23 protein-coding genes are annotated in these 23,481 nt (G+C 61.0%); 12 read left to right on the top strand and 11 right to left on the bottom strand.

What is annotated here, in order from left to right; genetic code table 11:
- Positions 1–31 precede the first annotated feature (31 nt).
- Together OIU37_RS19895 and OIU37_RS19890 are read right to left on the bottom strand one after the other, a co-directional pair.
- A complete protein-coding gene (locus tag OIU37_RS19895) occupies positions 32–1,333 on the bottom strand; it encodes an aromatic acid/H+ symport family MFS transporter (protein ID WP_180695944.1) in 1,302 nt (433 codons plus the stop codon).
- 182 nt (positions 1,334–1,515) lie between these two features.
- Positions 1,516–1,968, bottom strand: coding sequence for a MarR family winged helix-turn-helix transcriptional regulator (locus OIU37_RS19890; protein WP_029871602.1), 453 nt, complete (start codon positions 1,966–1,968; stop codon positions 1,516–1,518).
- 199 nt (positions 1,969–2,167) lie between these two features.
- On the opposite strand from OIU37_RS19890, the gene OIU37_RS19885 reads away from it, so the two are divergent.
- From OIU37_RS19885 to OIU37_RS19860, 6 genes are read left to right on the top strand one after another with little or no spacing between them, the layout of a single operon-like run.
- Complete coding sequence (locus tag OIU37_RS19885) at positions 2,168–2,707, top strand: flavin reductase family protein (protein WP_171603145.1); 540 nt, start codon at positions 2,168–2,170, stop codon at positions 2,705–2,707.
- A 10-nt stretch (positions 2,708–2,717) separates the two neighbouring features.
- Positions 2,718–3,950, top strand: coding sequence for a flavin-dependent monooxygenase (locus tag OIU37_RS19880; protein WP_180695945.1), 1,233 nt, complete (start codon positions 2,718–2,720; stop codon positions 3,948–3,950).
- Between the two features lie 46 nt (positions 3,951–3,996).
- Positions 3,997–4,977, top strand: coding sequence for a gamma-resorcylate decarboxylase (gene tsdA / locus OIU37_RS19875; protein ID WP_180695946.1), 981 nt, complete (start codon positions 3,997–3,999; stop codon positions 4,975–4,977).
- A 1-nt stretch (position 4,978) separates the two neighbouring features.
- Positions 4,979–6,037, top strand: a complete 1,059-nt coding sequence (locus tag OIU37_RS19870; protein ID WP_180695947.1) for a maleylacetate reductase — start codon at positions 4,979–4,981, stop codon at positions 6,035–6,037.
- A gap of 19 nt (positions 6,038–6,056) precedes the next feature.
- The gene (locus tag OIU37_RS19865; protein WP_180695948.1) at positions 6,057–6,905 is read left to right on the top strand and encodes a dioxygenase; all 849 of its coding nucleotides are present in this window, start codon (positions 6,057–6,059) and stop codon (positions 6,903–6,905) included.
- The gene (locus tag OIU37_RS19860) at positions 6,902–7,198 is read left to right on the top strand and encodes a YciI family protein (RefSeq protein WP_264258532.1); all 297 of its coding nucleotides are present in this window, start codon (positions 6,902–6,904) and stop codon (positions 7,196–7,198) included. The genes OIU37_RS19865 and OIU37_RS19860 overlap by 4 nt, the downstream gene beginning before the upstream one ends.
- 26 nt (positions 7,199–7,224) lie before the next feature.
- Here the strand turns inward: OIU37_RS19860 and ligD are convergent, their stop codons facing one another.
- The 9 genes from ligD to OIU37_RS19815 all read right to left on the bottom strand — a co-directional run bounded on the left by ligD (position 7,225) and on the right by OIU37_RS19815 (position 16,535).
- Positions 7,225–8,274, bottom strand: coding sequence for a non-homologous end-joining DNA ligase (gene ligD / locus OIU37_RS19855; RefSeq protein WP_180695950.1), 1,050 nt, complete (start codon positions 8,272–8,274; stop codon positions 7,225–7,227).
- Positions 8,275–8,614: 340 nt separating this feature from the next.
- Entirely contained in the window at positions 8,615–9,070 is a 456-nt protein-coding gene (locus tag OIU37_RS19850) for an RpiB/LacA/LacB family sugar-phosphate isomerase (RefSeq protein ID WP_017996196.1), read from the bottom strand.
- Between the two features lie 11 nt (positions 9,071–9,081).
- Positions 9,082–9,852, bottom strand: a complete 771-nt coding sequence (locus tag OIU37_RS19845; protein WP_180695951.1) for a triose-phosphate isomerase — start codon at positions 9,850–9,852, stop codon at positions 9,082–9,084.
- On the bottom strand, positions 9,849–10,625 hold the full coding sequence (locus tag OIU37_RS19840; RefSeq protein ID WP_003562480.1) for a DeoR/GlpR family DNA-binding transcription regulator: 777 nt from the start codon (positions 10,623–10,625) through the stop codon (positions 9,849–9,851). Before OIU37_RS19840 ends, OIU37_RS19845 begins: the two co-directional genes overlap by 4 nt.
- A 100-nt stretch (positions 10,626–10,725) precedes the next feature.
- Complete coding sequence (locus tag OIU37_RS19835) at positions 10,726–11,661, bottom strand: sugar-binding transcriptional regulator (RefSeq protein WP_007637081.1); 936 nt, start codon at positions 11,659–11,661, stop codon at positions 10,726–10,728.
- A gap of 69 nt (positions 11,662–11,730) precedes the next feature.
- Positions 11,731–12,663, bottom strand: a complete 933-nt coding sequence (locus OIU37_RS19830) for a sugar phosphate isomerase/epimerase (protein WP_180695953.1) — start codon at positions 12,661–12,663, stop codon at positions 11,731–11,733.
- Positions 12,664–12,674: 11 nt separating this feature from the next.
- Positions 12,675–14,186, bottom strand: a complete 1,512-nt coding sequence (locus OIU37_RS19825; RefSeq protein WP_180695954.1) for a glycerol-3-phosphate dehydrogenase — start codon at positions 14,184–14,186, stop codon at positions 12,675–12,677.
- Between the two features lie 32 nt (positions 14,187–14,218).
- Positions 14,219–15,793: an FGGY-family carbohydrate kinase gene (locus OIU37_RS19820; RefSeq protein WP_264258531.1), complete on the bottom strand. Its 1,575-nt coding sequence runs from the start codon at positions 15,791–15,793 to the stop codon at positions 14,219–14,221.
- Positions 15,794–16,331: 538 nt separating this feature from the next.
- Entirely contained in the window at positions 16,332–16,535 is a 204-nt protein-coding gene (locus OIU37_RS19815; RefSeq protein ID WP_264258530.1) for a hypothetical protein, read from the bottom strand.
- A 49-nt stretch (positions 16,536–16,584) separates the two neighbouring features.
- On the opposite strand from OIU37_RS19815, the gene OIU37_RS19810 reads away from it, so the two are divergent.
- The 6 genes from OIU37_RS19810 to OIU37_RS19785 all read left to right on the top strand — a co-directional run bounded on the left by OIU37_RS19810 (position 16,585) and on the right by OIU37_RS19785 (position 23,475).
- Positions 16,585–17,241, top strand: a complete 657-nt coding sequence (locus OIU37_RS19810; protein WP_264258529.1) for a DUF2291 domain-containing protein — start codon at positions 16,585–16,587, stop codon at positions 17,239–17,241.
- Positions 17,238–18,782: a sugar ABC transporter ATP-binding protein gene (locus tag OIU37_RS19805; protein WP_264258528.1), complete on the top strand. Its 1,545-nt coding sequence runs from the start codon at positions 17,238–17,240 to the stop codon at positions 18,780–18,782. The genes OIU37_RS19810 and OIU37_RS19805 overlap by 4 nt, the downstream gene beginning before the upstream one ends.
- 22 nt (positions 18,783–18,804) lie before the next feature.
- Positions 18,805–19,857, top strand: a complete 1,053-nt coding sequence (locus tag OIU37_RS19800) for an ABC transporter permease (protein ID WP_138388934.1) — start codon at positions 18,805–18,807, stop codon at positions 19,855–19,857.
- Between the two features lie 111 nt (positions 19,858–19,968).
- Positions 19,969–20,916, top strand: coding sequence for a D-ribose ABC transporter substrate-binding protein (locus tag OIU37_RS19795; RefSeq protein WP_003550839.1), 948 nt, complete (start codon positions 19,969–19,971; stop codon positions 20,914–20,916).
- 149 nt (positions 20,917–21,065) lie between these two features.
- The gene (locus OIU37_RS19790; RefSeq protein WP_003562490.1) at positions 21,066–21,908 is read left to right on the top strand and encodes a DeoR/GlpR family DNA-binding transcription regulator; all 843 of its coding nucleotides are present in this window, start codon (positions 21,066–21,068) and stop codon (positions 21,906–21,908) included.
- 37 nt (positions 21,909–21,945) lie between these two features.
- On the top strand, positions 21,946–23,475 hold the full coding sequence (locus OIU37_RS19785; RefSeq protein ID WP_264258527.1) for an FGGY-family carbohydrate kinase: 1,530 nt from the start codon (positions 21,946–21,948) through the stop codon (positions 23,473–23,475).
- Positions 23,476–23,481: the final 6 nt, after the last annotated feature.

The raw sequence follows: 23,481 nt of genomic DNA, 5'->3' as shown, positions 1-23,481 counted from the left end.
CTGGATGCCAAACCTGCCGGCAATCTGGCCGTCAATCAGCCTTTTTGCGATACAGCAACGTCATGAGCGCGAGGACGCATCCCAAGACTCCGACCGATGCGAAGATGTAGAAGTTCCACTGCGGAGCCAGGCCTGCACCCAGAACCGCACCGCCGATGGCTGGCCCTATCATGCCGCCGATACGGCCGATGCCGAGCGAGAAGCCAAGGCCAGTTCCACGAATCTCGACCGGATAGAGGTTTCCAACGAGAACGTTGGCGAGGATCTGCGTGCCGATCGTTCCCGTACCGGCAAGTGCGACGAGACCATAAACCTGGAGGCCCTGATCCACCTGCGTCAGCAACCAGATCGAGCAGGCTCCGAGAAGAAACATACCCGCGACGACTACTTTGACGTTTCCGCGGTCGGCAATCCTTGCGCCGATCAGGAGGCCGACTGCGGCTCCGAGATTGAGCGTTACGGAGAAGAGGAGGGCGGAACCGAGGTCATAGCCCATCTTGTTCATGATGGTCGGAAGCCAGTTGACCATACCGAATGTGAGCAGAAGCGAACAGAAGTGGATGCCCCATGCGTTCAATGTCGGCAGCAGGCGACCTTCGGAAAACAGCGCCCGGATGCCCACCTGGCGGGACGCAACAGGCCTGGCTACGGGATCGGGCAGCCCGTACTGGTTTGCAATCTGGTTGGCTTCGGTCTGGCGGTTCTTCGTTGCCAGCCATTCGGGGGATTCGGGGATGAGGCGGATGAAGAAAGGCAGAAGCAGGATCGGTGCGCCGCCGATGATCATCAGTGGACGCCATCCGTATGTCTGTACCAGCAGCATTCCGAGGATACCCGAGATGATGCCGCCGGCCAGATACCCCAGAAGAGCAATCGAGTAGGCCATTGCCTTCCGCTTCGGCGGAGAAAACTCGATGATCAAAGCGGTTACCGTTGGAAAAAGAGCGCCAAGGCCCAGGCCGGCGAGAAAGCGTGTTCCTTCGAAAACGAGAAAGTCCGGCGCAAGACCGCTGCCGATCATCATCACGGAAAAACTCAGCAGACTGCCGATGATGACCTTGCGACGACCTATCCTGTCAGCAAGTGTTCCGGCAACGAGAGCACCCAGCAGCATACCGAACAGGGTGATGGAGGCTGCGCGTCCGACCATGCCCGGCGTCAAGCCCCAGCTGGCTTCACCGAGCAACGCCGGCGCGACTGCGCCGTAAACGATCAGGTCATAGCCGTCGAACAGGATCAGCAGACCGCAAAGGGCGATGATGATATTCGGGCTGCGAACACGTTCGTTGATAATAGCGAGATCTTGTATGGCCAATTTTCCCTCCCCATACATTTGCGTACAGGAAGTACGCTCCTGCCAGCGGCAGGTCCGCGTCGATCCGTGTACAAATCCTCCTGGATCGTTGCCGGCGTGGTTCCTCCCAGCGCCAGACTCACCCGCAAACGGGCTATGTCAAGACAACGATGACATGCTATTAAATACTTGCGAACAAAATATTTGCAACTGCAAACTTTTCAGCCCGCAACTTTTCCCTTTCCGGACATTGCCGGCAGGTTGCTGTGCATGCGGCGCAGCGCCTTCTTCAGTGCTGCGACCTCCTCGTCCGACATGTCCTGAACCGCGGTACGCTCAAGCTCGACGGCAAGCGGCATGAGCCTTTCCGTCAGCGCCTCACCCTGCGGGGTCAGTCTCACGATGACGATACGGCCATTATCTTCCGGACGTGTTCGCGACACCAGCTTGCGCTTGGCCAGTGTGCCAACGAGGCGCGAAAGCGTCGAAATCTCGACAGAGACGACGTCGGCGAGATCCCCCAGGGTGCTCTCCCGGCGCTCCTTGAGCATGGCCAGAACCCGGTACATCGCCACGCTGAGATTGTCTTCGGCGATTCTCTGCGCGAATACCTCGGCTATCCGCACGCCGGCGCGATTGAGAAGATAGGGAACGGAATCGGTAAGTTTGTACATGTCTCTGTCTGCTGCGGATTCGGCTTGCTGAGGGCTCTCTCCGACATGCACCTAAATGACCGGGATGACAACATGATTGGCTTTCGACCGCCGAGAAGGGGTGGGTAGATCAAGCATTTTCCCGCCCAATTTCTAAATTTGCATTGACAATAGTTGCAAATGCAATAATTTTGACGCCAAGGAGACACGGGAGGAAATCATGTCTGCCACTGCTGCCCTCGGCATAGCGCCGGCCCCCGCGCCGATCAGCGATGCGTTTCGATCGACCATGCGCCGTTTCCCGGCGACGGTGACGGTCATTTCCGCCTGTCGCAATGGTGCGGATCATGGAATGACGGCCACCGCCGTCACATCACTTTCGATGGATCCGCCATCTCTCATCATCTGCCTGAACAATCGCACCTACCTGCACGACATGCTGCTCGAGGTGCCGGAATTCGCCGTCAGCGTTCTGACCGACAGGCAGGCAGCCGTATCGGAAGGTTTCAGCGGCAAGATTGCGCCTGAGCGACGATTCGACGCTGCCGATTGGGTTCGCCATGAGCGCGGCATGATGGTGCTGGGCTCCGCTCATGCCTCGGTTGTCTGCCGACGCATGGGCGCAGTTCCCTATGGAACGCACACGATCTTCATCGGGCAGGTGGTCGATACACGCCATTCCGACGACACCGTCGCGCTGATGTACGAGAACTCCAAATATTGCGCACCACAACACGCGCTCCCTGCATCCCAGAACTGAAAGTAGTTCCATGAACAATACAGCTGCCCTGTTTCCCGCCGCGGCGCGGGTTGAGAACGCATGCCTTAAAGATCGCATCGCCCCGGTGCTGGACGAAATCCGTGCCGGCGCGCGCGATACCGAGAAATCCGGCCGTGTGCCGGCGCGCAATATCGATCTGCTGCGCTCCGCCGGCTATTTCGATATCGTCAAGCCCGCCCGTTTCGGTGGCGACGAAGGATCGTTTGCCGAGCTTGTCGATGCAAATATCGAGCTGTCGTCGGCCTGCGCCTCCACCGGCTGGGTTGCCGGCCTCCTTTCCGCGCATCAATGGCTCCTTGCCATGTTCGATGAAAGGGTTCAGCAGGAGGTGTGGGGCAGCAATCCGGATGCGCTGCTCTGCGGTTCCTATGCGCCGGTCCGTATGGCTGAACGTGTCGAGGGTGGTTTCCGGCTATCCGGCGATTGGGCCTTTGCGAGCGGATGCGAAAATGCCCAATGGGCGCTCTGTGCGGCGATCATTCCGCCAAACGGCGAGGGGGAGCGTCCTGTACCGGCGTTTCTTCTGGTTCCCGCCAGCGACTATACCATCGCCGAGACCTGGGACGTGGTCGGCCTCGCGGGCACCGGCTCAAAAAGCCTGATCCTCAAGGATGTCTTCGTTCCGGAATACCGCATACTGAGCTTTCCGGATGCGACTTCGGGCAGAACGCCGGGCGGACGTGGCTACAAGGGTATCGGCCTTTTCAACATTCCGCTCCTCATGGGGGTTCCGTTCTGCCTCGGCACCGCAGCCGTCGGGGCGGCGAAGGGCGCTCTGGAGAGCTATATCGACCACATGGGGGCCCGTGTGACACGTGGTGCAGTTGCCGGCGGCAACAACAAGATCGCCGAGTTTCCGACGATTCAGCTTCGCGTGGCGGAAGCCTCGGCATCCGTGGATGCGGCCCGCGAAATCATGCTGCGCGATATCGCCCGGGCGCAGCAACTGGCCCAGGCCCGCGAGGATGGCACCGGCGAGATCACCGAGGAAGATCGGATTCTTGCCCGGCGGAGCCAGTCCTTTGCGGTCAGCCTGGCTCTTCGGGCTGTGGAAGCACTCAATGCATCGACAGGCGGCCTCGGCCTCCAGATGTCCAACCCCGTCCAGCGGGCATGGCGAGATGCAAATGCCGTCGGGCGCCACATTTCTATGAACTGGGATGCCGTCGGCACCATGGTCGGCCAGCAGCTGCTCGGTCTTCCGCCCAAGGGGCAATTCTGACCCGCCATCCTTAGTATTTCGATTAAGACAGGAAAGTGAGCATATCGTGCAAGGCAAGATCGCGCTTGAAGAACATTTCGCCATTCCCGAGACGCTGCAGGATTCGGCTGGATTCGTGCCGGGCGACTACTGGACGGAACTGTCCGCCCGTCTTCTGGATATCCAGGACAAGCGTTTGCGGCTGATGGATGCCCACGGCATCGAGAAAATGATCCTGTCGCTGAACGCTCCGGCTGTGCAGGCGATCCCTGACAAGGCAAAGGCCCTGGAGATTTCCCGACGCGCCAACGACTTTCTGGCGGAGCAATGCCTCAAAAACCCGAACCGTTTCCTGGGATTTGCCGCTTTGCCCCTGCAGGATCCGGATGTGGCTGCGCAGGAATTGCAGCGCTGCGTGACAACGATGGGTTTTGTCGGCGCACTGGTCAATGGCTTCTCGCAGGAAGGCGACGGAACGACGCCGCTCTACTACGACCTGCCGCAATACCGTCCGTTCTGGGCCGAAGTCGAAAAACTCAACGTTCCCTTCTATCTGCATCCACGCAACCCGCTGCCGCAGGATAGCCGGATCTATGCTGGCCATTCCTGGCTGATGGGGCCGACATGGGCGTTCGCGCAGGAGACCGCAGTTCATGCCCTGCGCTTGATGGGATCCGGCCTGTTTGACGAACATCCGGCTTTGCGAATCATCGTTGGTCACATGGGCGAGGGACTGCCATACATGATGTGGCGCATTGACAACCGGAATGCGTGGGTCAAGGTGGAAAAGAACTATCCGGCCAAACGCCCGATTGCCGATTATTTCAACGAGAATTTCTACATCACGACGTCGGGGAACTTCCGCACGCAATCGCTGATCGATGCTATGCTGGAAATCGGCGCAGACCGAATTCTGTTCTCGACGGACTGGCCATTCGAGAACATCGACCATGCTGCAAACTGGTTCGACAGCACGACCATCTCCGAAGCCGACCGTCTGAAGATCGGTCGCACCAACGCGGTTTCACTCTTTAAACTCGATCGATAGCATGGTTGCACCTTTCAGATACACGGCCAGCGCGGCCCAGGTCTTCTTCGGGAGCGGCTCGTTGAACCGTCTCGCCGAGGCGATTGCAGGGCAGGGCGGCAAGCGCGCCCTGATCCTTTCGACCCCGCACCAGAAGGCGGAAGCTGAACGGATCGCCGCATCCCTCGGCCCGCTTGCGGCGGGATTGTTCCACGATGCGACGATGCATACGCCGGTCGATGTGACCGAGCGCGCGATGGCGGCATATAACGCAGCCGGCGCCGATTGCGTGGTCGCGATCGGCGGCGGATCGACGATCGGTCTCGGCAAGGCAATCGCCTATCGCAACGACGCACCACAAATCGTGGTGGCGACGACCTATGCGGGGTCGGAGGTTACACCGATCCTCGGCCAGACAGAGAACGGGCAGAAGACGACGGTCCGCGGGCCCAGCATCCTGCCCGAAGTGGTGCTCTACGACCCGGAATTGACATTGGGATTGCCGGTCAACATCAGCGTCAGCAGCGGACTCAATGCGATGGCGCATGCAGTCGAAGGTCTCTATGCACAGGATCGCAATCCAATTTCGTCAATGATGGCGGTCGAGGGCTTGCGCGCGCTGAAGCAGGCTTTGCCTCAAATCGTCAATGCCCCTGGGGACATCGAGCCGCGAAGCGAAGCGCTTTACGGTTCCTGGCTGTGCGGCACGGTGCTCGGAGCGGTTGGCATGGCCCTGCACCACAAGCTTTGCCATACGCTGGGCGGCAGTTTCGATCTGCCGCATGCGGAAACCCATGCGGTCATTCTTCCCCATTCTGCTGCCTTCAACGCCTCAGCCGCAGCGGATGCGCTAAAACCCGCTGCCGATCTTTTCGGCGGCTCGCTGGGCAGCGGTCTTTATGATTTTGCAGCTTCGATCGGCGCCCCCTTGGCGTTGCGCGATCTAGGCATGAAGGCTGCCGACCTGGACCGTGCGGCGGAACTCGCCGCCCAAAACCCCTACTGGAACCCGCGCCCGATCGAACGGGAAGCAATCCGGGCTTTGTTGCAGAGCGCCTGGGAGGGCGCGCGGCCGCGTTAATGCTGAGGAGGATGGCCACGTGCCTGAATATTTCACCGAAGAGAGATCCGTGGAAGCCGTCAACTCGCGGATGGGGCAGGGCATTAATCCGCGCCTTGCCGAAGTCATGGCGTCGCTCGTGAAGCACCTGCATGCCTTTGCCAAGGATATCAGCCTGACCCAGGCGGAATGGGAGCTCGCCATAGGCTTCCTGACCCGTACCGGCCATCTCTGTCATGACGAGCGACAGGAGTTCATCCTGCTCAGCGATACGCTGGGGCTGTCGATGCTGGTGGATGCGATCAACAACCGGCGCCCGCCAGGCGCCACGGAAAATACGGTGTTCGGACCTTTCCATGTCGAAGGAGCGCCCTTACGGCAGATGGGCGAAAACATCTCGCTCGACGGCAAGGGCGAGAGCTGTCTCTTCATCGGGCGAGTGCTGGATATTAACGGCAATCCGATCGGGGGAGCCCGGATCGATGTATGGTCGGATAATTCCGACGGCTTCTACGACGTCCAGCAGCCGGATATCCAGCCGAAGTGGAACAACCGGGGCATCTTCGTCACCGGCGCAGATGGCACCTATAGTTTCGTCGGCATAAAGCCGGTTTCCTATCCGATCCCGGATGACGGCCCGGTCGGCCAGATGTTGACGTCCCTCGGCCGCCATCCCTACCGTCCTGCCCATACCCATTACCTGATCATGGCTTCAGGTTATCAAAAGCTCGTAACCCACACTTTTGTCGGCGACGATCCCTATCTGGAATCCGATACGGTGTTTGGTGTCAAAAACAGCCTGGTCGCGCCTTTCGAGCGTGTCGATCGTGCGACGGTCTGGCGTTCCGATTTCGATTTTGTGCTGACGCCGATGGAGAATAGACAATGATCGTTGCCCGCTATGCGGTATCCGACCCCGGCAAGGCTGCAGAACGTTCCCGATTGCTCGAAGAACACAAGGCCTATCTGCATGGCGCGACGATCCGCATCCTGCTATCCGGACCTTCCGCACCGCCGGCGGAGGGCAAGGGTTCCACCGCAATCGTGATCGCGGAGGTCGAAACGCTCGCCGAGTTCGATGCGTTCAGCGCGGAAGACCCCTTCGTCCGCTCCTGCGTTTACGCGAGCGTCGATATATTCGAATGGCGGCCGAGTTTTGGGCTTCTTCAGGAGAGCCTCTGATCGGCGTCTTGACCTGCTGAAAGCGATCAAATGTAGGTCATATCGAAGACAGCGGCGTTGTCCTGAACCTCGCGCAGCCCCTTGTAAGACGCATGGCGGAGATTGCCGTCATCCGTCCAGCCGCGAAACTCGATCTCGGCGATCAGCGTCGGCTGCACGAGGACGAGGCGCTTGCCCTTCAGGGGAACAACCGGCCGGCTCGTCTTCAACCGGTCCAGCGTCTTTTTCAGGTATTCAGCATCGCTGGCACCGAAACCAGTTCCGACGGAGCCAACGTAAATCCAGTCGAACCCTTGTCTACCGGCCAGCAGCAGCCTGCCGATGCCGCCGCGGGCGGATGCCGAGGGCTCATAACCGACGATCATGAAGCTCTCGCTCTGGACGCATTTGATCTTCAGCCAGTCGCCCGTGCGGCCACTGCCGTAGGGCCGGTCGCGATGCTTGGCGATGATGCCTTCCAGATGACGATGGCAGGCGTGCTCGAGGAGATCTTCCGCCGGCAGCTCTATCTCCTCGGAGATGCGGATCGTCTGATCGTCGCCTTCCGGTATCAGGTCTTCAAGCAGGTGCCGGCGTACATCAAGCTCGGTGCCGGTCAAATCGTGTCCATCGAGATAGAGAAGGTCGAAGGCGACCAGGATCGACTCGGTCGATACTCGCTTGCCGCCCCGCCCGCCGAGCGAGCGCTGCAGGGCGCCGAAATCCGATCGGCCATGATCATCGAGTACAACGGCCTCGCCATCGAGAATGGCGGTCGTTACGCCAAGTTCTTTCGCTGCGGCGGCGATGGTGGGAAAGCGATGGGTCCAGTCATGGCCGCCGCGGGTGATGACCCGCACACCCTTCGGCTCAATGTGGATTGCCAATCGATAGCCATCCAACTTCACCTCATAGAGCCAATCCGGCCCCACGGGCACGGTCGGCTTCAGCAGTGCAAGGCAGGGCTCGACGCGCGACGGCATTGGATCGAAGGGCAGGCTGGGTTGGTCGGGGTCGCGCTTGCGGATCGGACGAGACTGCAGCGTTGAGCGGGACTCGTCGAGCAAGGGCAGAATGGGGCGGCGCGAGCGCTTCATGAGTAGGTCTGACGCCTCCCCGGGTGGTTTTCGGCGTCGACCGACTTGCGCCGAGCACTCATGATTCTGATGATATTGCTCGATGCCGGCTCTTGCTTTTCCCCAGCCTTGGACTTTGGCCTGCTCAGCTTTTTCATCTGGTTCTTCTTCGCTTCGATGGCAACAACGCGACTCAACCGAATCAATCGGCCGATTGTTCCGAGTCGAAACGAATCTCAATTCAAGGACTTAACGCGGAGATGCCTCCCGTGGATCGGGCCGAGCAGTCGTCGCGCTGGTCCTCCCGGTGCGGCCTCAGTGGCTTGAACACACCCCGGCCCGGCATCACCATCAGCATTCTTCAGCGGGCGCTGTACTTCGCGTCAAGATCGTCCATGGCCTTGACGTTACCGGCAGAGCGGCCGTTCTCGTCGAAGGTCTGGGCCAGAAACGCGTCAGCGATCGACTTTGCAAGCTCCGTTCCGATGACGCGGGCTCCCATGGTGATGATCTGCGCATTGTTGGAAAGCGCGGCACGCTCGGCCGAATAGGTGTCGTGCGTCAGGGCGGCGCGGATGCCCGGAACCTTGTTGGCCGAGATGCACACACCGATGCCGGTGCCGCAAACGAGGATCGCCTTGTCGTAGGTGCCGTCGATGACGCCTGAGGCGACGCGGTCCGAGAGGTTGGCGTAGAAAGGATCGGCACCGGCGCTGGTGCGCGAGACTTCGTAAACGTCGAAGCGCTCTTTCAGATGGTCGGCCAGGATCTTGGCGAGGCCTTCGCCGGCGCTGTCTCCTGCAATGGCAAGCTTCATTGTCTTTCTCCTCAGAGTTTGGCGGCGCATCTGGCCAGGATGTCGAGGTAACCTTCGACATTCCAGGCCGAACGGCCGATGAAGAGCCCGTCGATATGCGGGCTCGAAATCAGTTCTTCGCAGTTCTGCGGGTTGACCGACCCGCCGTAGAGGCAGGGGATCTTCCGGCCCAGCACAGCTTCGGCAACGGCGATGATTTCGGACTGGCGGGCATCCGCATAATCCGCAGTCGCCGGGATGCCCTTCTCGCCGATCGCCCAGACCGGTTCGTAGGCGAGCAGGATTTCGGCGCTTTTCTGGGCGCCCGAAAGTTTCGAAAGCGCGCCGCGCACCTGGGTTGCGAGGATGTCGGCAGCCTTTCCGCTTTCGCGGTCGGAAAGCGTCTCGCCAATGCAGATCAGCGGAATGAGGCCGTGGCGAACGGCCGCTTCGGTCTTCAGACCCACAGTCTCGTCGGTCTCTCCAAAATGTTCGCGCCGCTCAGAATGACCGAGCTCGACGAGATCGAGATTGCAGTCCTTCAGCATCACCGGCGAGACTTCGCCGGTCCAGGCACCCTGGTCGGCCCAATGCATGTTCTGGGCGCCGACCTTCACCGAGGTCTTGGCAAGCATCGCCTTGACCTCGCGCACCGCCGTGAAGGGTGGAATCACGAAGCGCTGGATACGCGGGTCGCGCGCGGCATCGGCAGCTTCGAGACCGCGGGCGAAATGCTCGGCTTCAGCAAGCGTCTTGTTCATCTTCCAGCTGGTGCCAATCCAGAAGTGCGGCTTTTCGGTCATGTCGGATCCTGCGTTGATGCGATGGTGAGCGTAATGCCCGCCTGCTCGAATTCCTCCAGGACAGCGGCATCCGGTGCGCTGTCGGTGATAATCGCGTCGAAGTCGGCCAGATCCGCCATAACATGCAGCGCGGTGTGGCCGATGCGCTGATGGTTGACCAGAAGGCAGGTTCTGGTCGACGACGCGATCATCGCCCGTTTGGCACGCACGACGTTATCGTCCATGTGATAGGCGCGCCCGCCGCTGACGGCAGGCGTCGAAATAAAGGCGATGTCGGCTCTCAGCCGCGACAGTGCCTCCTCGGTAACAACACCGAGATAGGCGTTGAATTTGGCCGAGTAGATGCCGCCGAGCGCGATCAGCGTGATGCCGGCTTCGCCTTTCAGCCGCTCCATGATCGCCGCGTTGTTGGTGATCAAGGTCAGCGGCCGCTTCTGCAGCAGCATTTCGCCGAGCACGGCCGCCATCGAGCCGTCGTTTACCATCACCGTCATCCCCGGCTCGACCAGTTCCAGTGCGGTCTCAGCCATTGCCAGCTTGGCCTCGTTGCCCTGGCGTTCGCGAATGCGGAAGTCGCTTTCGAATTGCGTTCCGGCGTCAATGGTCGCGCCGCCGCGAACCTTGCGCAGGACGCCGGCCTGCTCGAGATCGTCGAGATCGCGATGGATCGTCATCTTTGACACGGTGAAGCGATCGGCAAGGTCGTCGAGATCGACGGTCTTGTTTTCGACGAGCAGGTTGACGATCAACTGCTGCCGCTCTTCTCGCCTCATCCCGATCTCCACCCATCGTTGATGTTAAGATAACGGAGTAAACGTGATAATCAACACTTATTATGTTATTTTGCGATCAAATGTTGTTGTCTTGCGGTAGCTACTTCAGCAGTGCCTGCGCGGTTCGTTCGTCGGTAATCAGCCCGAAAAGGCGGCGGCTATTCAGAATTGCCCGGATGGCCGCCACTTTCGACTGTCCGCCCGCCAGCGCCACGAGCCGCTCCTTCTTGGTTTTGGGAAAGGACGCAGACAGCGTGCGCGCCGTCAGCGCGGTGTCGAGGATATGGCCGTCGGCGTCGAAAAAATGTCCGAGGATTTCGCCAACGCCGCCGGCGGCAGCGATGTCGTCGATTTCACCGGGTTCGACCATGCCGGACAAAACCAGCTGCGCCTCGGCATCGACAGTGCCCAGGCCGACGAGCTTCAGATCGGCATTATTGGCAAGATCGAAGACCTCCTTGACGGCACGCTGCGCCTTCAGCACTTCGCGGTCCTCGCCGGTATTGGCGAAAAAAGGAACCGGCATCACATAGGCATGGGTGCCGGTCTTTTCGGCGATGCGATGCATCACGTCATAGGGATTGGCGCCGTAGTTTCGTGTCAGGCCGCCAAGCAAGGAGACGAAGCGCAGGTTCTTCGCGCTTACCCTCGGCATATATTGGACGGCGGCGGAAAGCGTGCGGCCATGACCAAGGCCGATCACCGTATTGTCGCCGCGCTCGATCTCGCGCTTGAGATAGCCGGCGCCGGCATGGCCGAGTGCACGGAGCGGCAAGCCTTCTTCGCCGAGATCGGGTGCGACCTCGCAATATTGAAGCCCGAACCGTTCCGAAAGCCGCATCTCCAGCTCGACGCATTCGACGATATCCCCGTCGATGGTAACTTTGACGACGCCATCGGCGACCGCTCTTGCGATCAGGCGATGGGCCTTTACCGACGGCACGCCGAGGCGGCGCGCAACGTCGGACTGCGTCAGGCCACCGGCATAGTGAAGCCAGGCAGCACGCACGGCAAGCGTATCATCTGCGTCCGTCATCACGGCTCCTTTTCGAAGGTCATTCGGCGATTCCGCCGTATGCAGTGCTGCCTTTTAAAGATCTCCACCTCAGATGTTCAAGTCGTCGGCGCCGGTGTCGATATGCGGCGCCCAGAAGGCGACGCTTTCGGCGATCTGCGGAATGACCTGGCGATCGTTCGGCTCGCGTTCCTTGAAGGAGAGTTCCAGGCAGATTTCATTGTCCTTCGCCCCACCTTCGGCCAGCGCTTGCAGCAGAGGTGCCGGCTGGATGCGGCCCTTGGCGTTGAATTCGGCGGTAAAGGGCCGGTGCCCGCCCTTGTCCATCAGGCTCTGTTTGATGTGGATGATCGGCGATACCGACGGGACGGCGCGTGCCCAGGCATAGGGGTCGTAGTCGTCGGGATCGGCGGAGGTGATGTCGCCATGATCGATGTCGGCCATCATCCACATCGGGATGGCCATTCCGGCCGATGTCAACCGCTCCTGCAGCGACAGACAGGCGCCGATCGTCTCGCCGAACTCGCGGCCGATGCTCATCGGCTCCCAGAACATGTAGGCGAGTCCTGCGGCGCGCGCGTGCTCGGCGACATCGGCCCAACAATCGATAGCGATCTTGATCAGTTCCTGGCGTCTGACCGGATCGTCGAAGTCCTTGTAGGTGAAGATCGCAAATTGCGTGCCAACCGAGTGGCCGCCGAGATCGGCGGTGATGTCGGCAAAGGTCTTGAACCAGTCGATGTAGTGGCGGCGCACATCGGCATCCGGATGTCCGAAATGGTTGAGGCGCCCATAGGGGCCAGTCATGCCCGAGGTGACCCGCACACCGGTGCGCTTCAGCGCAGCGCTCATCGTGCGCGTCAGGCGGCGGATGACGGGCGCCGGCCAGCTCGGATTGATGAACTCGTGGGTCAGTTGGAGGTCGCGGATCCGCAAATCATGCGCAACCGTGTCGATGAGGTCGTCTGGGTCGGCGAAGCGGTTCACCAGCGGATTGGTATTCAGCGAAAGGGTCAGCGGCATGACGGCATCCTTCAGGCGGCGGCAAGGCGGGTTGAAGCAAACCACTCGCCAAAGGCCACGCGCTCCGCTTCATTCAGATGGAGATAATGTTTGGTGCGGCGATAGAGGATGTCGTCCGCCGTTTCGGCCCATTCCGTGGCGACGAGATAGCGGGCCTCGGCCTCATAGAGCTGTCCGCCGAAATGCCGCCCAAGCCCTTCTAAGCCCGTCGCGCCGGCAACCACATTCCTGGTGCGGGCGCCATAGAGACGGCCGTAGTGATGCACGAGCTCGCGCGGCATCCAGGGATAGATATCGCGCAGGCTGTTGGCGAAAGTTTCATAGTCGGCGTTCGGAATTTCGCCGCCGGGCAGCGGCGCTTTCTCAGTCCAGTCGCCTCCCATATTCGGGAAGACGTGCTTCAGGCGCTGCATGCCGCGTTCGGCGAGCTCGCGGAATGTGGTGATCTTGCCGCCGAAGACATTGAGCAGCGGAGCGCCGCCTGTCTCGTCGAGATCGAAGACATAGTCGCGGGTAACGGCGGACGGGTTGCCCTTGCCATCGTCAAACAGCGGGCGCACGCCGGAGAAGCTGTGCAGCACGTCGTGGCGACGCAGCCTTTCCTTGAAATAGCGATTGACCGCCTTCAGCAGATACTCGATTTCCGTCTCGTCGGCGGCAACATCCTCGGCCCGGCCTTCGTAAGCGATATCGGTCGTTCCGATCAACGCCTTGTCGCCCTCATAGGGATTGATGAAAATGACGCGCTTGTCGTGGTTCTGCACCAGATAGGCATTGGCGCCCGCCCAGAACTTCGGCACGATGATGTGGCTGCCCTTGACGAGGCGGACGTTGCGGCTGGAGTTCGAACCGGCAACGCGATTGATGATGTCCATCACCCAGGGGCCGGCGCAGTTCACCAGGCATTTGGCACGGAAGGTTCGCGTCTCTCCCGTGGCGTGGCTTTTCGTGACCACGGTCCAACCGCCATTCTCGCGACGGGCCGACACGGCCGGCGAGCGGGTCAGCACCAGAGCGCCGTTTTCCGCTGCGCTCACCGCATTCAAAGTCACGAGGCGGGCGTCGTCGACCCAGCAATCGGAATATTCAAAGCCGCGCGTGTATTGATCGAGGATCGGCGTGCCTTCCGGGTCGCGGAGCAGATTGAGCGTTCGGGTCCCGGGCAGCTTCTTGCGGCCGCCGAGATGATCGTAGAGGAAGAGGCCGAGCCGCACGAGCCATGCGGGGCGATCCTCGGGGCTGTGCGGCAGGACGAAGCGCATCGGCCAGATGATATGCGGCGCGGCATTGAGCAGCACTTCACGCTCGATCAGCGCTTCGCGCACCAGGCGGAATTCGTAGTATTCGAGGTAACGCAGACCGCCATGCACCAGCTTGCCCGAGCGCGACGAGGTTCCCTCCGCCAGATCGTCCTTTTCGCACAGCACGACCTTCAGGCCGCGGCCCGCAGCATCGCGTGCTATCCCGGCGCCATTGATGCCTCCGCCGATGACGAAGAGATCCAGGAGTTCGGGTTCGGTCATGTCATGCTCCTTCGATGCCTGCTGCATCAGAATTACGCGCCCACCGGCGACGTCGTTGCGGCTTCGGCAAGCTTGTCCCAGGCGGGCGCCATTGCCTGGCGTACATCGGTGTAGACAGAAAAGAGCCGGTCGAACCGGTGGGCCTCGTTGGCATCCGGTATCTCCGGATCGCCGAGCAGCGGCGTCACCCAGTCGGCAATGCAATCGTCCATGCTGGAATAGACGCCGATAGCCACCGCGGCCATCATCGCCACGCCGGCCGCCCCTGTCTCATCGCGGCGCGACTGGCGGATCGGTGCGTTGACGGCGGCCGAAAGTGAACGGCGAAGGGCGACGGAGCGTGTTGCCCCGCCGGTAACCCGCAACTCTTCGGGCATCGCGCCCATCGCCGCGTAGCAGTCGCGGGTGGCAAACCCCAACCCTTCGACCACGCTGCGCAGCAGGTCGGGGAAGCCGTGACGCATCGAAAGCCCGGTGAAGCCCGCGCGCGCATTGGCGTTGACGAAAGGCCCGCGTTCGCCCGCTTCGGAAATATAGGGATGGTAGAGCGCCGACCCCGGCCGGCTTTCTGCAAACCAGCCGTCGATGCGCGCAATGAGGTCTGCATGCGAAGCAGGCTTGCCCGCCTCGGCCATCAGATAGGCGGCGACACCGAGGATCCAGTCGATGTTGATCGTTGCGCCCATATTCGTCTGGACCTGAGTGACGATGCCGGGAATAGGCAGGGCGATCACATAGCCGGTGCCCTCACGATTGAGCTGAACGTCGGCAACGGACTTGGCGCGCAAGTGCACGCCGGTCGAGCCGATCGTCGAGCAGGCGGCGTTGCGAGCGCCGCTGCGCACGCCTGCACCAAGCGCCGTCATCACCATGTCGACATAGCCGAGACAAACCGGCGTTCCGACAAGAAGCCCGCAGGCCTTCGCCGCCTCCGATGTCAGCGGGTGGCTGATCTCGCTGCCGTCGATGATTTCGGGCAGGAGCCCGCGTCTGTGGTCAAGGCCGAGCGCGTCGATCACGACGGCATCATACTGGCGTGTTCTGAAATTGCCGAAGGTGAAACTTGCCTCCGATGGATCGGTTGCCCGCACGCCTGTGAGGTTGAGATAGAGCCAGTCCTTGCAGTGCAGCGCCGCCTCCGCCCGATCGAGAAGATCCGGCGTGAAGCGGTCCATATGGGCGAGTTGCGCGCCCTGCTGGCAAGTGTTGAGGCCGGTGCCTGTTGCCTCGAAGCGGGCACGGTTCTGCGTTCCGCCGGCGAGCGAGTTGACTGTCGGCGCGGCGCGCGCGTCGAGCCACAGCCAGGCATCGGCAACCGGCCTATTGCCGCGGCCAACGAGCCAGGTGCCGTCGCCCTGTCCGGTGACGGCGATGGCTGCGGTGCGGGACGCAAGATCAGGGACTTTTTCGCCAAGGCCACGCAACGCGCTGGCGCAATCGAGCCAGGTCTGATCCAGCGACTGCGTTGCCGAGCCATCGTCTCCGGTGGCGTATCGGTTGCGAACGGAAGCCGTGGCGATCTGGCGTCCGGACAGATCGAAGGCGACGGCCTTGATGACCGAGGTGCCGGCATCTATGCCAATGATGATCTTCTGGGTCGATGTCATCGCAGGCCTATCTCGCCACCATCGCAAGCGCCGCGGCGGGCAATACGCGCATCAAATTCATCCGAAGTCCTCCCGATCCCTAAACTCTCTGGGATGATGCATCCGGCTGCCAACGTCGGTCCTTTCAAGGATGACGGCAAGCGCGCCGCCTTTGGCAAATCCAGATCTGGCGCGCAGCCGAAACCTCCCTAGCTTCACTCGAAAAGATAACATAAAGATACCATAATGCCAGTAAGATTTTTCTAGCGATGTAATTTTTTTCATTTAAAATAGAAGAGTGAGGAGATTGCTTCCGCCCCGCCGCGCCATCAGCGGGCGGCATCAAAAGCCGCAGTATGCGCAATGTTCAATCTGTGAGATATTGCATTCAAAACAGACAGATGGCGCCAACGCTCGGCAGAATGACAAGTGTGAAAGCGTCTGCATTTTCTACCCCTTTTTGCTGCAGTGCAGCGTGATAAACAAGATGTGAGGTCGTGCATTTTAGTCGAGTTACCGCGAAAGTGCCGTTGACAGCTTATAAAATATATAACATCATTTACGACATAAATAACATACTTCTATCACGGAAGTGCGCTTCCTGATGGAGGATTTGCAGGCCCAGGCGGCTGGAGGAGACAGCCGCCGGTCTTGTTGAGGAGGCTTCCAATGCGAATTTTCGTCCAGAGTTGCGCTCTTGCGAGCGGTCCGCCGGCTTCTGTTCCGGTGCGACGCAATGCTTCAGCGCGCCTGCGATCATCATCGCGCTAGCCTTCTCCACCTCGCCATTCCAAGCCAAAGGCCGTCCGGACATGAGTACCTCGCCCGATTATCCAGCATCAAAGCCGAGCAGCGGCAATCGCACGCTCCTTGTCAGCGCGGCGTTGGCGGCCATCGTCGTTGCGGCGATCGTGTTCGATACGACGGTCGTCAGGATCGGTTCCGAAAACGATGTCCGGCAGCAGGCATTCTCTCCGGAAACCTTCGGCGCCGAGCAGTTCCCGAAGATCAAGGCGAATGTCGAGGAGCGGGCCGTTGCGGCGGCCGATCTCGCGGCCGCCATTGCTGCCGACAAGAAGGCGGCGGCCGAGAAATACGGCACCGCAACGAGCACCGGCCCGGTTATTCCCGTCACGCTGACCGGCGTTTTCGGCGCCCGCAAGTCGAACACCAACGAAATGAAGATCGATGGGTTGCCTCCCGAGACGGTGGTCCGTGTCCAGACCGGCCCTGCGGTCAACGGCACGGACCTCCGCGATGCAACCGGCACCATCGAATTCGGCCAGTTTACCAACCAGATCCAGTATCAGGATGCCGGCTCGGCCATCAATAACGAGATGAAGAAGGCGGTTTTCGCTGGCCTGGATGCTGATGCCCTGGACGGAAAGCAGGCGACCGTCGTCGGCGTCTTCAAGCTCATCAACCCGAAGAACTGGCTCGTCACGCCGGTGAAGGTCGAGCTCAAATGAACCAGCCGCAACGCAGCAACGGGGCGATAGGCGAGGTCGTCCTCGCGGCCCGCAACATCGCAAAATCCTACGGTAGCGTTCACGCCCTCAAGGGAGTGAACTTCGACATCCATCGCGGTCAGGTCACAACGCTGTTCGGGGAGAATGGCGCGGGCAAGTCGACCTTGATGAAGATCCTTTCGGGTGTCGCCCAGCCAAGCTCCGGCGAGATCATTCTCGACGGCTCGCCGATCAGCTTTACCTCGTCGACCCATGCCCGCGAGTGCGGGATCTCCATTATTCACCAGGAGCTCAGCCTCGCACCCAATCTCAGTGTGCGCGACAATATTTTCATGGGTCGGGAGATCATCAAGGGCGGTGTCGTCGACTTCGCTGAAGAGGCGCGTCAGACCCGCGCGCTGATGGAGGAACTCGAGGAAGACATCGATCCGCTGACGCGCGTCGAGGATCTTCGCCTCGGCCAGCAGCAGATCGTCGAGATTGCACGGGCGCTCTCCGTCAATTCGCGCATCCTGATCATGGACGAGCCGACCTCGGCGCTGAGCGCGACCGAGGTGGAAGTGCTCTTCAAGGTCATCCACGACCTGACGAGCCGAGGCGTGTCGATCGTCTACATCTCGCATCATCTGGAAGAGGCGCTGCAGATCACCAATCACGCCGTCGTTCTGCGCGACGGAAACATGACGGCCTATGCCGAGCGTAAGGATATCGATCTCGAGTGGATCGTCCGCAACATGGTCGGCGAGAATTTCGACCTCGGCAGCCCGCCGGAAGGTCACCCGTTCGGAAACGTGTCGCTTTCCATCGAAAATCTCAGTGTCCCCGGCCCCTCCGGCGCTGCCTATAATGCAGTCGATCGTCTGTCTCTCAAGGTGCGTGCCGGGGAGATCGTCTGCATCTACGGGCTGATGGGCGCCGGACGCACGGAACTACTCGAGTGTGTTGCCGGACGTCTGCGCGCAAGTGGCGGACAGGTTCTGCTCGAAGGACAGGACGTCAGTGGGCTCAGCATCGCCGGGCGCATTGCCAGCGGTCTCGTGCTCGTGCCCGAAGATCGCCAGCGCGACGGTCTCGTCCAGACGATGACGGTCGGCTCCAATCTGTCGCTTGCGAGTATCCGCGCTTTCACCAAAGGGCTTTTCACCTCCGGCCATCGGGAGCGCGATCTCGTCAATGATGCGATCCGGCGGGTGCATGTGAAAACCGATGGCGGTGCAGCTTCGATCGGCTCGCTCTCCGGCGGCAACCAGCAGAAGGTCGTCATCGGCAAGATGCTGGCAACCCAGCCGAAGGTCATCCTGCTCGATGAGCCAAGCCGCGGCATCGACATCGGCGCCAAGGCGGAAGTTTTCAAATTGCTCGCGGAGCGCGCCAAGCAGGGATTGGCGGTCATCTATTCGACGTCCGAAGTCAACGAATGCCTGAGCATCGCGCACCGCATCATCGTCATGCATCGCGGCAGGATATCAGCCGAGTTCGGCTCGGATGTCACCAAGGAAAAGATCATGGCCGCCTCCGGCGAAGCCGTGGTCGCGCACTAGCCTGGATTATGGAGCACTGATTATGTCAGTCACGAACATCACCGAAAAGAAATCAGTTTCCAGCGGGCAGAAGCGCAATACCAATATCGTGCGTCTCATTCTGGAGGGCCGGGCCTTCTTTGCGCTGATCGTCATCATCGCGGTCTTCTCGTTCCTGTCGCCCTATTACTTCACGCTGAACAACTTCCTGATCATGGCGTCGCACGTCGCGATCTTCGGCATTCTGGCGATCGGCATGCTGCTCGTCATCCTGAACGGCGGCATCGACCTTTCGGTCGGCTCGACGCTTGGGCTTGCAGGCTGCATCGCCGGTTTTCTGATGCAGGGCGTCACGCTCACCTATTTCGGCGTCATCCTCTATCCGCCGGTCTGGGCCGTCGTCGTCATCACGTGTGCGCTCGGTGCGCTGGTCGGTGCGGTCAACGGCGTGCTGATCGCCTATCTCAAGGTGCCGGCCTTCGTCGCCTCGCTCGGCGTGCTCTACGTGGCCCGCGGTATCGCGCTCTTGATGACCAACGGCCTGACCTACAACAATCTCGGTGGCCGTCCGGAACTCGGCAATACCGGCTTCGACTGGCTCGGCTTCAACCGGCTCGCAGGCATTCCGATCGGCGTCATCGTGCTTGCGGTTCTCGCGATCATTTGCGGCATCGTGCTGAGCCGTACCGCCTTCGGCCGCTGGCTCTACGCCTCAGGCGGTAACGAGCGGGCCGCCGACCTCTCCGGCGTCCCGGTCAAGCGCGTGAAGATCATCGTCTATGTGCTTTCGGGTGTCTGTGCTGCGATTGCCGGCCTGGTCCTCTCCTCGCAGCTGACCTCAGCCGGTCCGACGGCAGGCACAACCTACGAACTGACGGCGATCGCAGCCGTGGTCATCGGCGGCGCGGCGCTGACCGGCGGCCGCGGTACGGTCCGCGGCACCATGCTCGGCGCCTTCGTTATCGGCTTCCTTTCGGACGGCCTCGTGATCATCGGCGTCTCGGCCTACTGGCAGACCGTATTCACCGGCGCTGTGATCGTTCTCGCCGTCCTTATGAACAGCATCCAATACGGCCGCCGGGTTAAATCGTCCTGACGGCTGAGACCGAAACTTATCCACGACGGCAGCCTGGAGTCCAGAAAGCCGATTGGGGAAAGCAACGCCGGATCACCGGCAATAACTGAGCTCACGAATGGGAGAGAGACTATGTTTAAGAAAGGCATGCGCATACTTCTGGCCGCTGCGGCCGTAGCACCGCTTCTTGCAAGCTCGGCTTGGGCAGCGGGCATGATGACGATCATCGTCAATGATCCGTCGAATCCCTATTGGCTGACGGAAGGCAATGTCGCCAAGGCAACTGCCGAAAAGCTGGGCTACACGGCCTCGGTCAACGCCCACAAGGGCGACACCAATACCGAAAGCAACCTGATCGATACGGCGATCACCAACAAATCGGTGGCGATCATCCTCGACCCGGCAAACGCCGACGGTTCCGTCGGTGCGGTCAAGAAGGCCGTTGCTGCCGGCATCCCGGTCATCCTCGTCAACGCCGAAATCAACCAGGAAGGCCTGGCCAAGGCGCAGCTTGTTTCCAATAACGCACAGGGTGCCGCCCTCGGCGCGCAGCAATGGGTCGAAGCGATCGGCGACAAGGGCAACTATGCCGAACTCTTCGGCGCGCCGTCCGACAATAACGCGGCAACGCGTTCTAATGGCTACGAGACCGTCCTTTCGCAGTATCCGGACCTGAAGAAGGTCGCCAAGGAAGTTGCCAACTGGGACCGCACCCAGGGCCACAACAAGATGCAGTCCATGCTGCAGGCCAACCCGGATATCGTCGGCGTCATCTCGGGCAATGACGAAATGGCGCTCGGCGCGATCGCCGCGCTCAAGGAAGCCGGCAAGCTCGCCAATGTGAAGGTCGGCGGCTTCGACGGTTCGCCGGATGCCGTTGCTGCCATCAAGGCAGGCGAACTCCAGTACACCGTTCTCCAACCGGTTGCCGTCTTCTCCGAAGAAGCCGTCAAGCAGGCAGACAACCTGATCAAGACGGGTAACACGGGCGCCAAGAGCGAGAAGCAGCTCTTCGATTGCCTGTTGATCACCAAGGACAACATCGACAAGTACACTGGCCCGTTCGTTCTGGCGCAGTAAACGGAAGAGGGCGCTCGCAAGAGCGCCCTCATTTTCATGCTGGAAGCGACGGTCGGCGGTTCAATCCTCGGTTGCGCTTCGCCTTTTTGCCTTGGCGCGGCAATCACTGTACGAAGCTGGGATCCATAATTCAGCGACAGGGGTGACCCGTGACACAGAAGACCAGCCGGGACGACGATCTGTTGGACCAGCTCACCAGCGACAGCCGGCAGACGCGCCAGATCGCGCGCCGCCGCATGATTGCAGAGGCCGTGATGGGTGAAGGCTCGATGCGGATTGAAGACCTGACCGACCGCTTTGGGATCAGCCTGATGACGGCTCACCGCGATGTCGATGAACTCGTCAGCCGCGGCCTCTTCAGGAAGACGCGCGGCATCGTCACGGCGGCGGCGACCAATCTCATCGAATCCAGCGACGTCTATCGCTCGAACCGTCAGTCGGCCGAAAAGAAGCTGATCGCCGAGGCGGCAATGCAATTCGTCGAACCGGGGCAGGCGATCTTTTTCGATGACTCGACCACGGTTCTTCAGATGGCGGCGCATCTGCCGTCGAAGGTGCCGGTCACCGCGATCACCAATTCCCTGACGCTGATGAATGCGCTGACGGGCCTGCACGACGTGACGCTGCTCGCCCTCGGCGGCCAGTATTACAATTGGTGCAATGCCTTCATGGGCCGCATGACCATCAACGAGATCAAGGCTCTCAGGGCAGATGTCGCGTTCATCTCGATGTCGGCGATCAGCGACGGCACGGTGCTGCACCAGTCTCCTGAGACAGTCGATACCAAGCGCGCCATGTTCGACTGTTCCGTAAAACGCATCCTGCTTGCCGATCATACCAAGTTCGAACGGCGTGCGCTCCACAGTTTCGCAGCACTGGATGAATTCGACGTCGTCATCGTCGACGACAAGACCCAGCCGGTGCACATCGACCGCATGCGGTCCAGAGATATCAACGTGGTCATCGCCAAGGGCGCCGGAGGGCGCTCCTGACAGCGCCGGCCCGTTGCCCCTCATGAGGTAAACCTGAATGCCGACACTGCTCGGGATCGATAGTGGTTTGACAGTCACCAAGGCGGTCATCTTCGATATCGACGGCACGCCGCTTGCAGTCGCCCGGCGCCGCGTCACGCAGTTCATTCCGAAGGCCCGCCATATCGAGCGCGACATGAATGAATTGTGGAACGCGACGGCCGATGCCATCCGCGAAGCGATTTCCCTTAGCGGGCGACCGGCAAGCGACATAGAGGGCATTGCCGCTACCGCGCATGGAGACGGCATCTACCTGCTCGATCACGCCCAAAAGCCGCTCGGCCGGGCCATTCTTTCGCTGGACAGCCGGGCAGGGGCGATCGTCGACCGGTGGACGCAGAGCGATGTCGCCGACCTGGCGATCGAGCTGACGGGGCAGATCCCGCATGTCTCCGCGCCATCGGCATTGCTTGCCTGGATCCGCGAAATGGAGCCTGAGCGCTACAAGCGCATTGGCCATTTCTGCAGCTGCAAGGACTGGCTGCGGTTCTGCCTGACCGGGATCATCGGTACGGACTGCACCGAAGCGAGCACCTCCTTCACCAATGTCAAAACGCAGAACTACAGTGAGGACGCCCTGCGGCTGTTTGGCTTGCAGGATCTGGTCCACGCCCTGCCGCCAGCCTCGCGCTCCGACCAGATCGTCGGACGCGTGACCCGTGAAGCCGCGCAGCAGACGGGCCTTGCCGAAGGAACGCCTGTCGTTGCCGGTCTGCACGACGTCACGGCCTCGGCGCTCGGGGCAGGGGGCTATGCCAAGGGCGTTGTCGCGGTCATTGCCGGGACCTATTCGATCAACGAGACGCTTTCGTCGGAACCGCGTGTCGACCGGCGCTGGTTCTGCCGCAACGGGATTGCGCCCGGCATCTGGAACAGCATGTCGATCTCGCCTGCATCGACAGCCAATTACGACTGGTTTCTCGACACGCTCTGCGCCGCCGAGCGAACGAATGGCGAGGTGCAAGGCAACTCGATCCATGCCCTGCTGGCGCCCGAGATCGACGCCGCCTTCGAACGCCCCTCGACGGCGCTCTTCCATCCCTATCTGTTCGGCTCGCCTTATGGCGCGGCGGCGAGCGCCGGCTTCTTCGGGCTCGGTGGATGGCACGACCGCGGCGACATGCTGCGCGCCGTGCTAGAGGGTATCGCTTTTAATCATCGCATCCATGTCGACGCGCTTCGCGACGGCTTTGCCTTCGATCAGGCGCGGCTCGCCGGTGGCGTCTCGCGCAATCCTGCCGTCGTGCAGATGTTTGCCGATGTGCTTGGCATGCCGGTCACGGTAACCGAGACGGATGAGGCGGCCGCCTGGGGTGCTGCGCTTTGTGCCGGGTCGGGCGCCGGTATCTTTGCCGATCCGCAGAGCGATCCACGCGACACCGCTTCCATCGCGAAGACTTGCCGGCCGGATGCGGCGCGCAGCGAGGACTATGAAAAGCGTTACCAGGTATTCCGCGACATTGCCGACGCGATGATCCCCCTTTGGCCGAAGATTGCCGCGCTTGCGCCGGAGCAATCGGCAAACTGAAAAGAT

It is taken from the genome of Rhizobium sp. BT-226, from assembly GCF_025847085.2.
Lineage (GTDB): Bacteria > Pseudomonadota > Alphaproteobacteria > Rhizobiales > Rhizobiaceae > Rhizobium > Rhizobium sophorae.
This window is presented reverse-complemented; position numbering and strand designations above follow the sequence as displayed.

Coding starts and splice junctions, on each gene's coding strand:
- OIU37_RS19810 (WP_264258529.1), top strand. CDS start 16,585: ATGAGTACCTCGCCCGATTATCCAGCATCAAAGCCGAGCAGCGGCAAT.
- OIU37_RS19870 (WP_180695947.1), top strand. CDS start 4,979: ATGGTTGCACCTTTCAGATACACGGCCAGCGCGGCCCAGGTCTTCTTC.
- OIU37_RS19820 (WP_264258531.1), bottom strand. CDS start 15,793: ATGACATCGACCCAGAAGATCATCATTGGCATAGATGCCGGCACCTCG.
- ligD (WP_180695950.1), bottom strand. CDS start 8,274: ATGAAGCGCTCGCGCCGCCCCATTCTGCCCTTGCTCGACGAGTCCCGC.
- OIU37_RS19805 (WP_264258528.1), top strand. CDS start 17,238: ATGAACCAGCCGCAACGCAGCAACGGGGCGATAGGCGAGGTCGTCCTC.
- OIU37_RS19845 (WP_180695951.1), bottom strand. CDS start 9,852: ATGACCGAAAAGCCGCACTTCTGGATTGGCACCAGCTGGAAGATGAAC.
- OIU37_RS19830 (WP_180695953.1), bottom strand. CDS start 12,663: ATGCCGCTGACCCTTTCGCTGAATACCAATCCGCTGGTGAACCGCTTC.
- OIU37_RS19785 (WP_264258527.1), top strand. CDS start 21,946: ATGCCGACACTGCTCGGGATCGATAGTGGTTTGACAGTCACCAAGGCG.
- OIU37_RS19860 (WP_264258532.1), top strand. CDS start 6,902: ATGATCGTTGCCCGCTATGCGGTATCCGACCCCGGCAAGGCTGCAGAA.
- OIU37_RS19880 (WP_180695945.1), top strand. CDS start 2,718: ATGAACAATACAGCTGCCCTGTTTCCCGCCGCGGCGCGGGTTGAGAAC.
- OIU37_RS19850 (WP_017996196.1), bottom strand. CDS start 9,070: ATGAAGCTTGCCATTGCAGGAGACAGCGCCGGCGAAGGCCTCGCCAAG.
- OIU37_RS19885 (WP_171603145.1), top strand. CDS start 2,168: ATGTCTGCCACTGCTGCCCTCGGCATAGCGCCGGCCCCCGCGCCGATC.
- OIU37_RS19890 (WP_029871602.1), bottom strand. CDS start 1,968: ATGTACAAACTTACCGATTCCGTTCCCTATCTTCTCAATCGCGCCGGC.
- OIU37_RS19825 (WP_180695954.1), bottom strand. CDS start 14,186: ATGACCGAACCCGAACTCCTGGATCTCTTCGTCATCGGCGGAGGCATC.
- OIU37_RS19835 (WP_007637081.1), bottom strand. CDS start 11,661: ATGACGGACGCAGATGATACGCTTGCCGTGCGTGCTGCCTGGCTTCAC.
- OIU37_RS19795 (WP_003550839.1), top strand. CDS start 19,969: ATGTTTAAGAAAGGCATGCGCATACTTCTGGCCGCTGCGGCCGTAGCA.
- OIU37_RS19800 (WP_138388934.1), top strand. CDS start 18,805: ATGTCAGTCACGAACATCACCGAAAAGAAATCAGTTTCCAGCGGGCAG.
- OIU37_RS19895 (WP_180695944.1), bottom strand. CDS start 1,333: ATGTATGGGGAGGGAAAATTGGCCATACAAGATCTCGCTATTATCAAC.
- OIU37_RS19840 (WP_003562480.1), bottom strand. CDS start 10,625: ATGAGGCGAGAAGAGCGGCAGCAGTTGATCGTCAACCTGCTCGTCGAA.
- OIU37_RS19815 (WP_264258530.1), bottom strand. CDS start 16,535: ATGATGATCGCAGGCGCGCTGAAGCATTGCGTCGCACCGGAACAGAAG.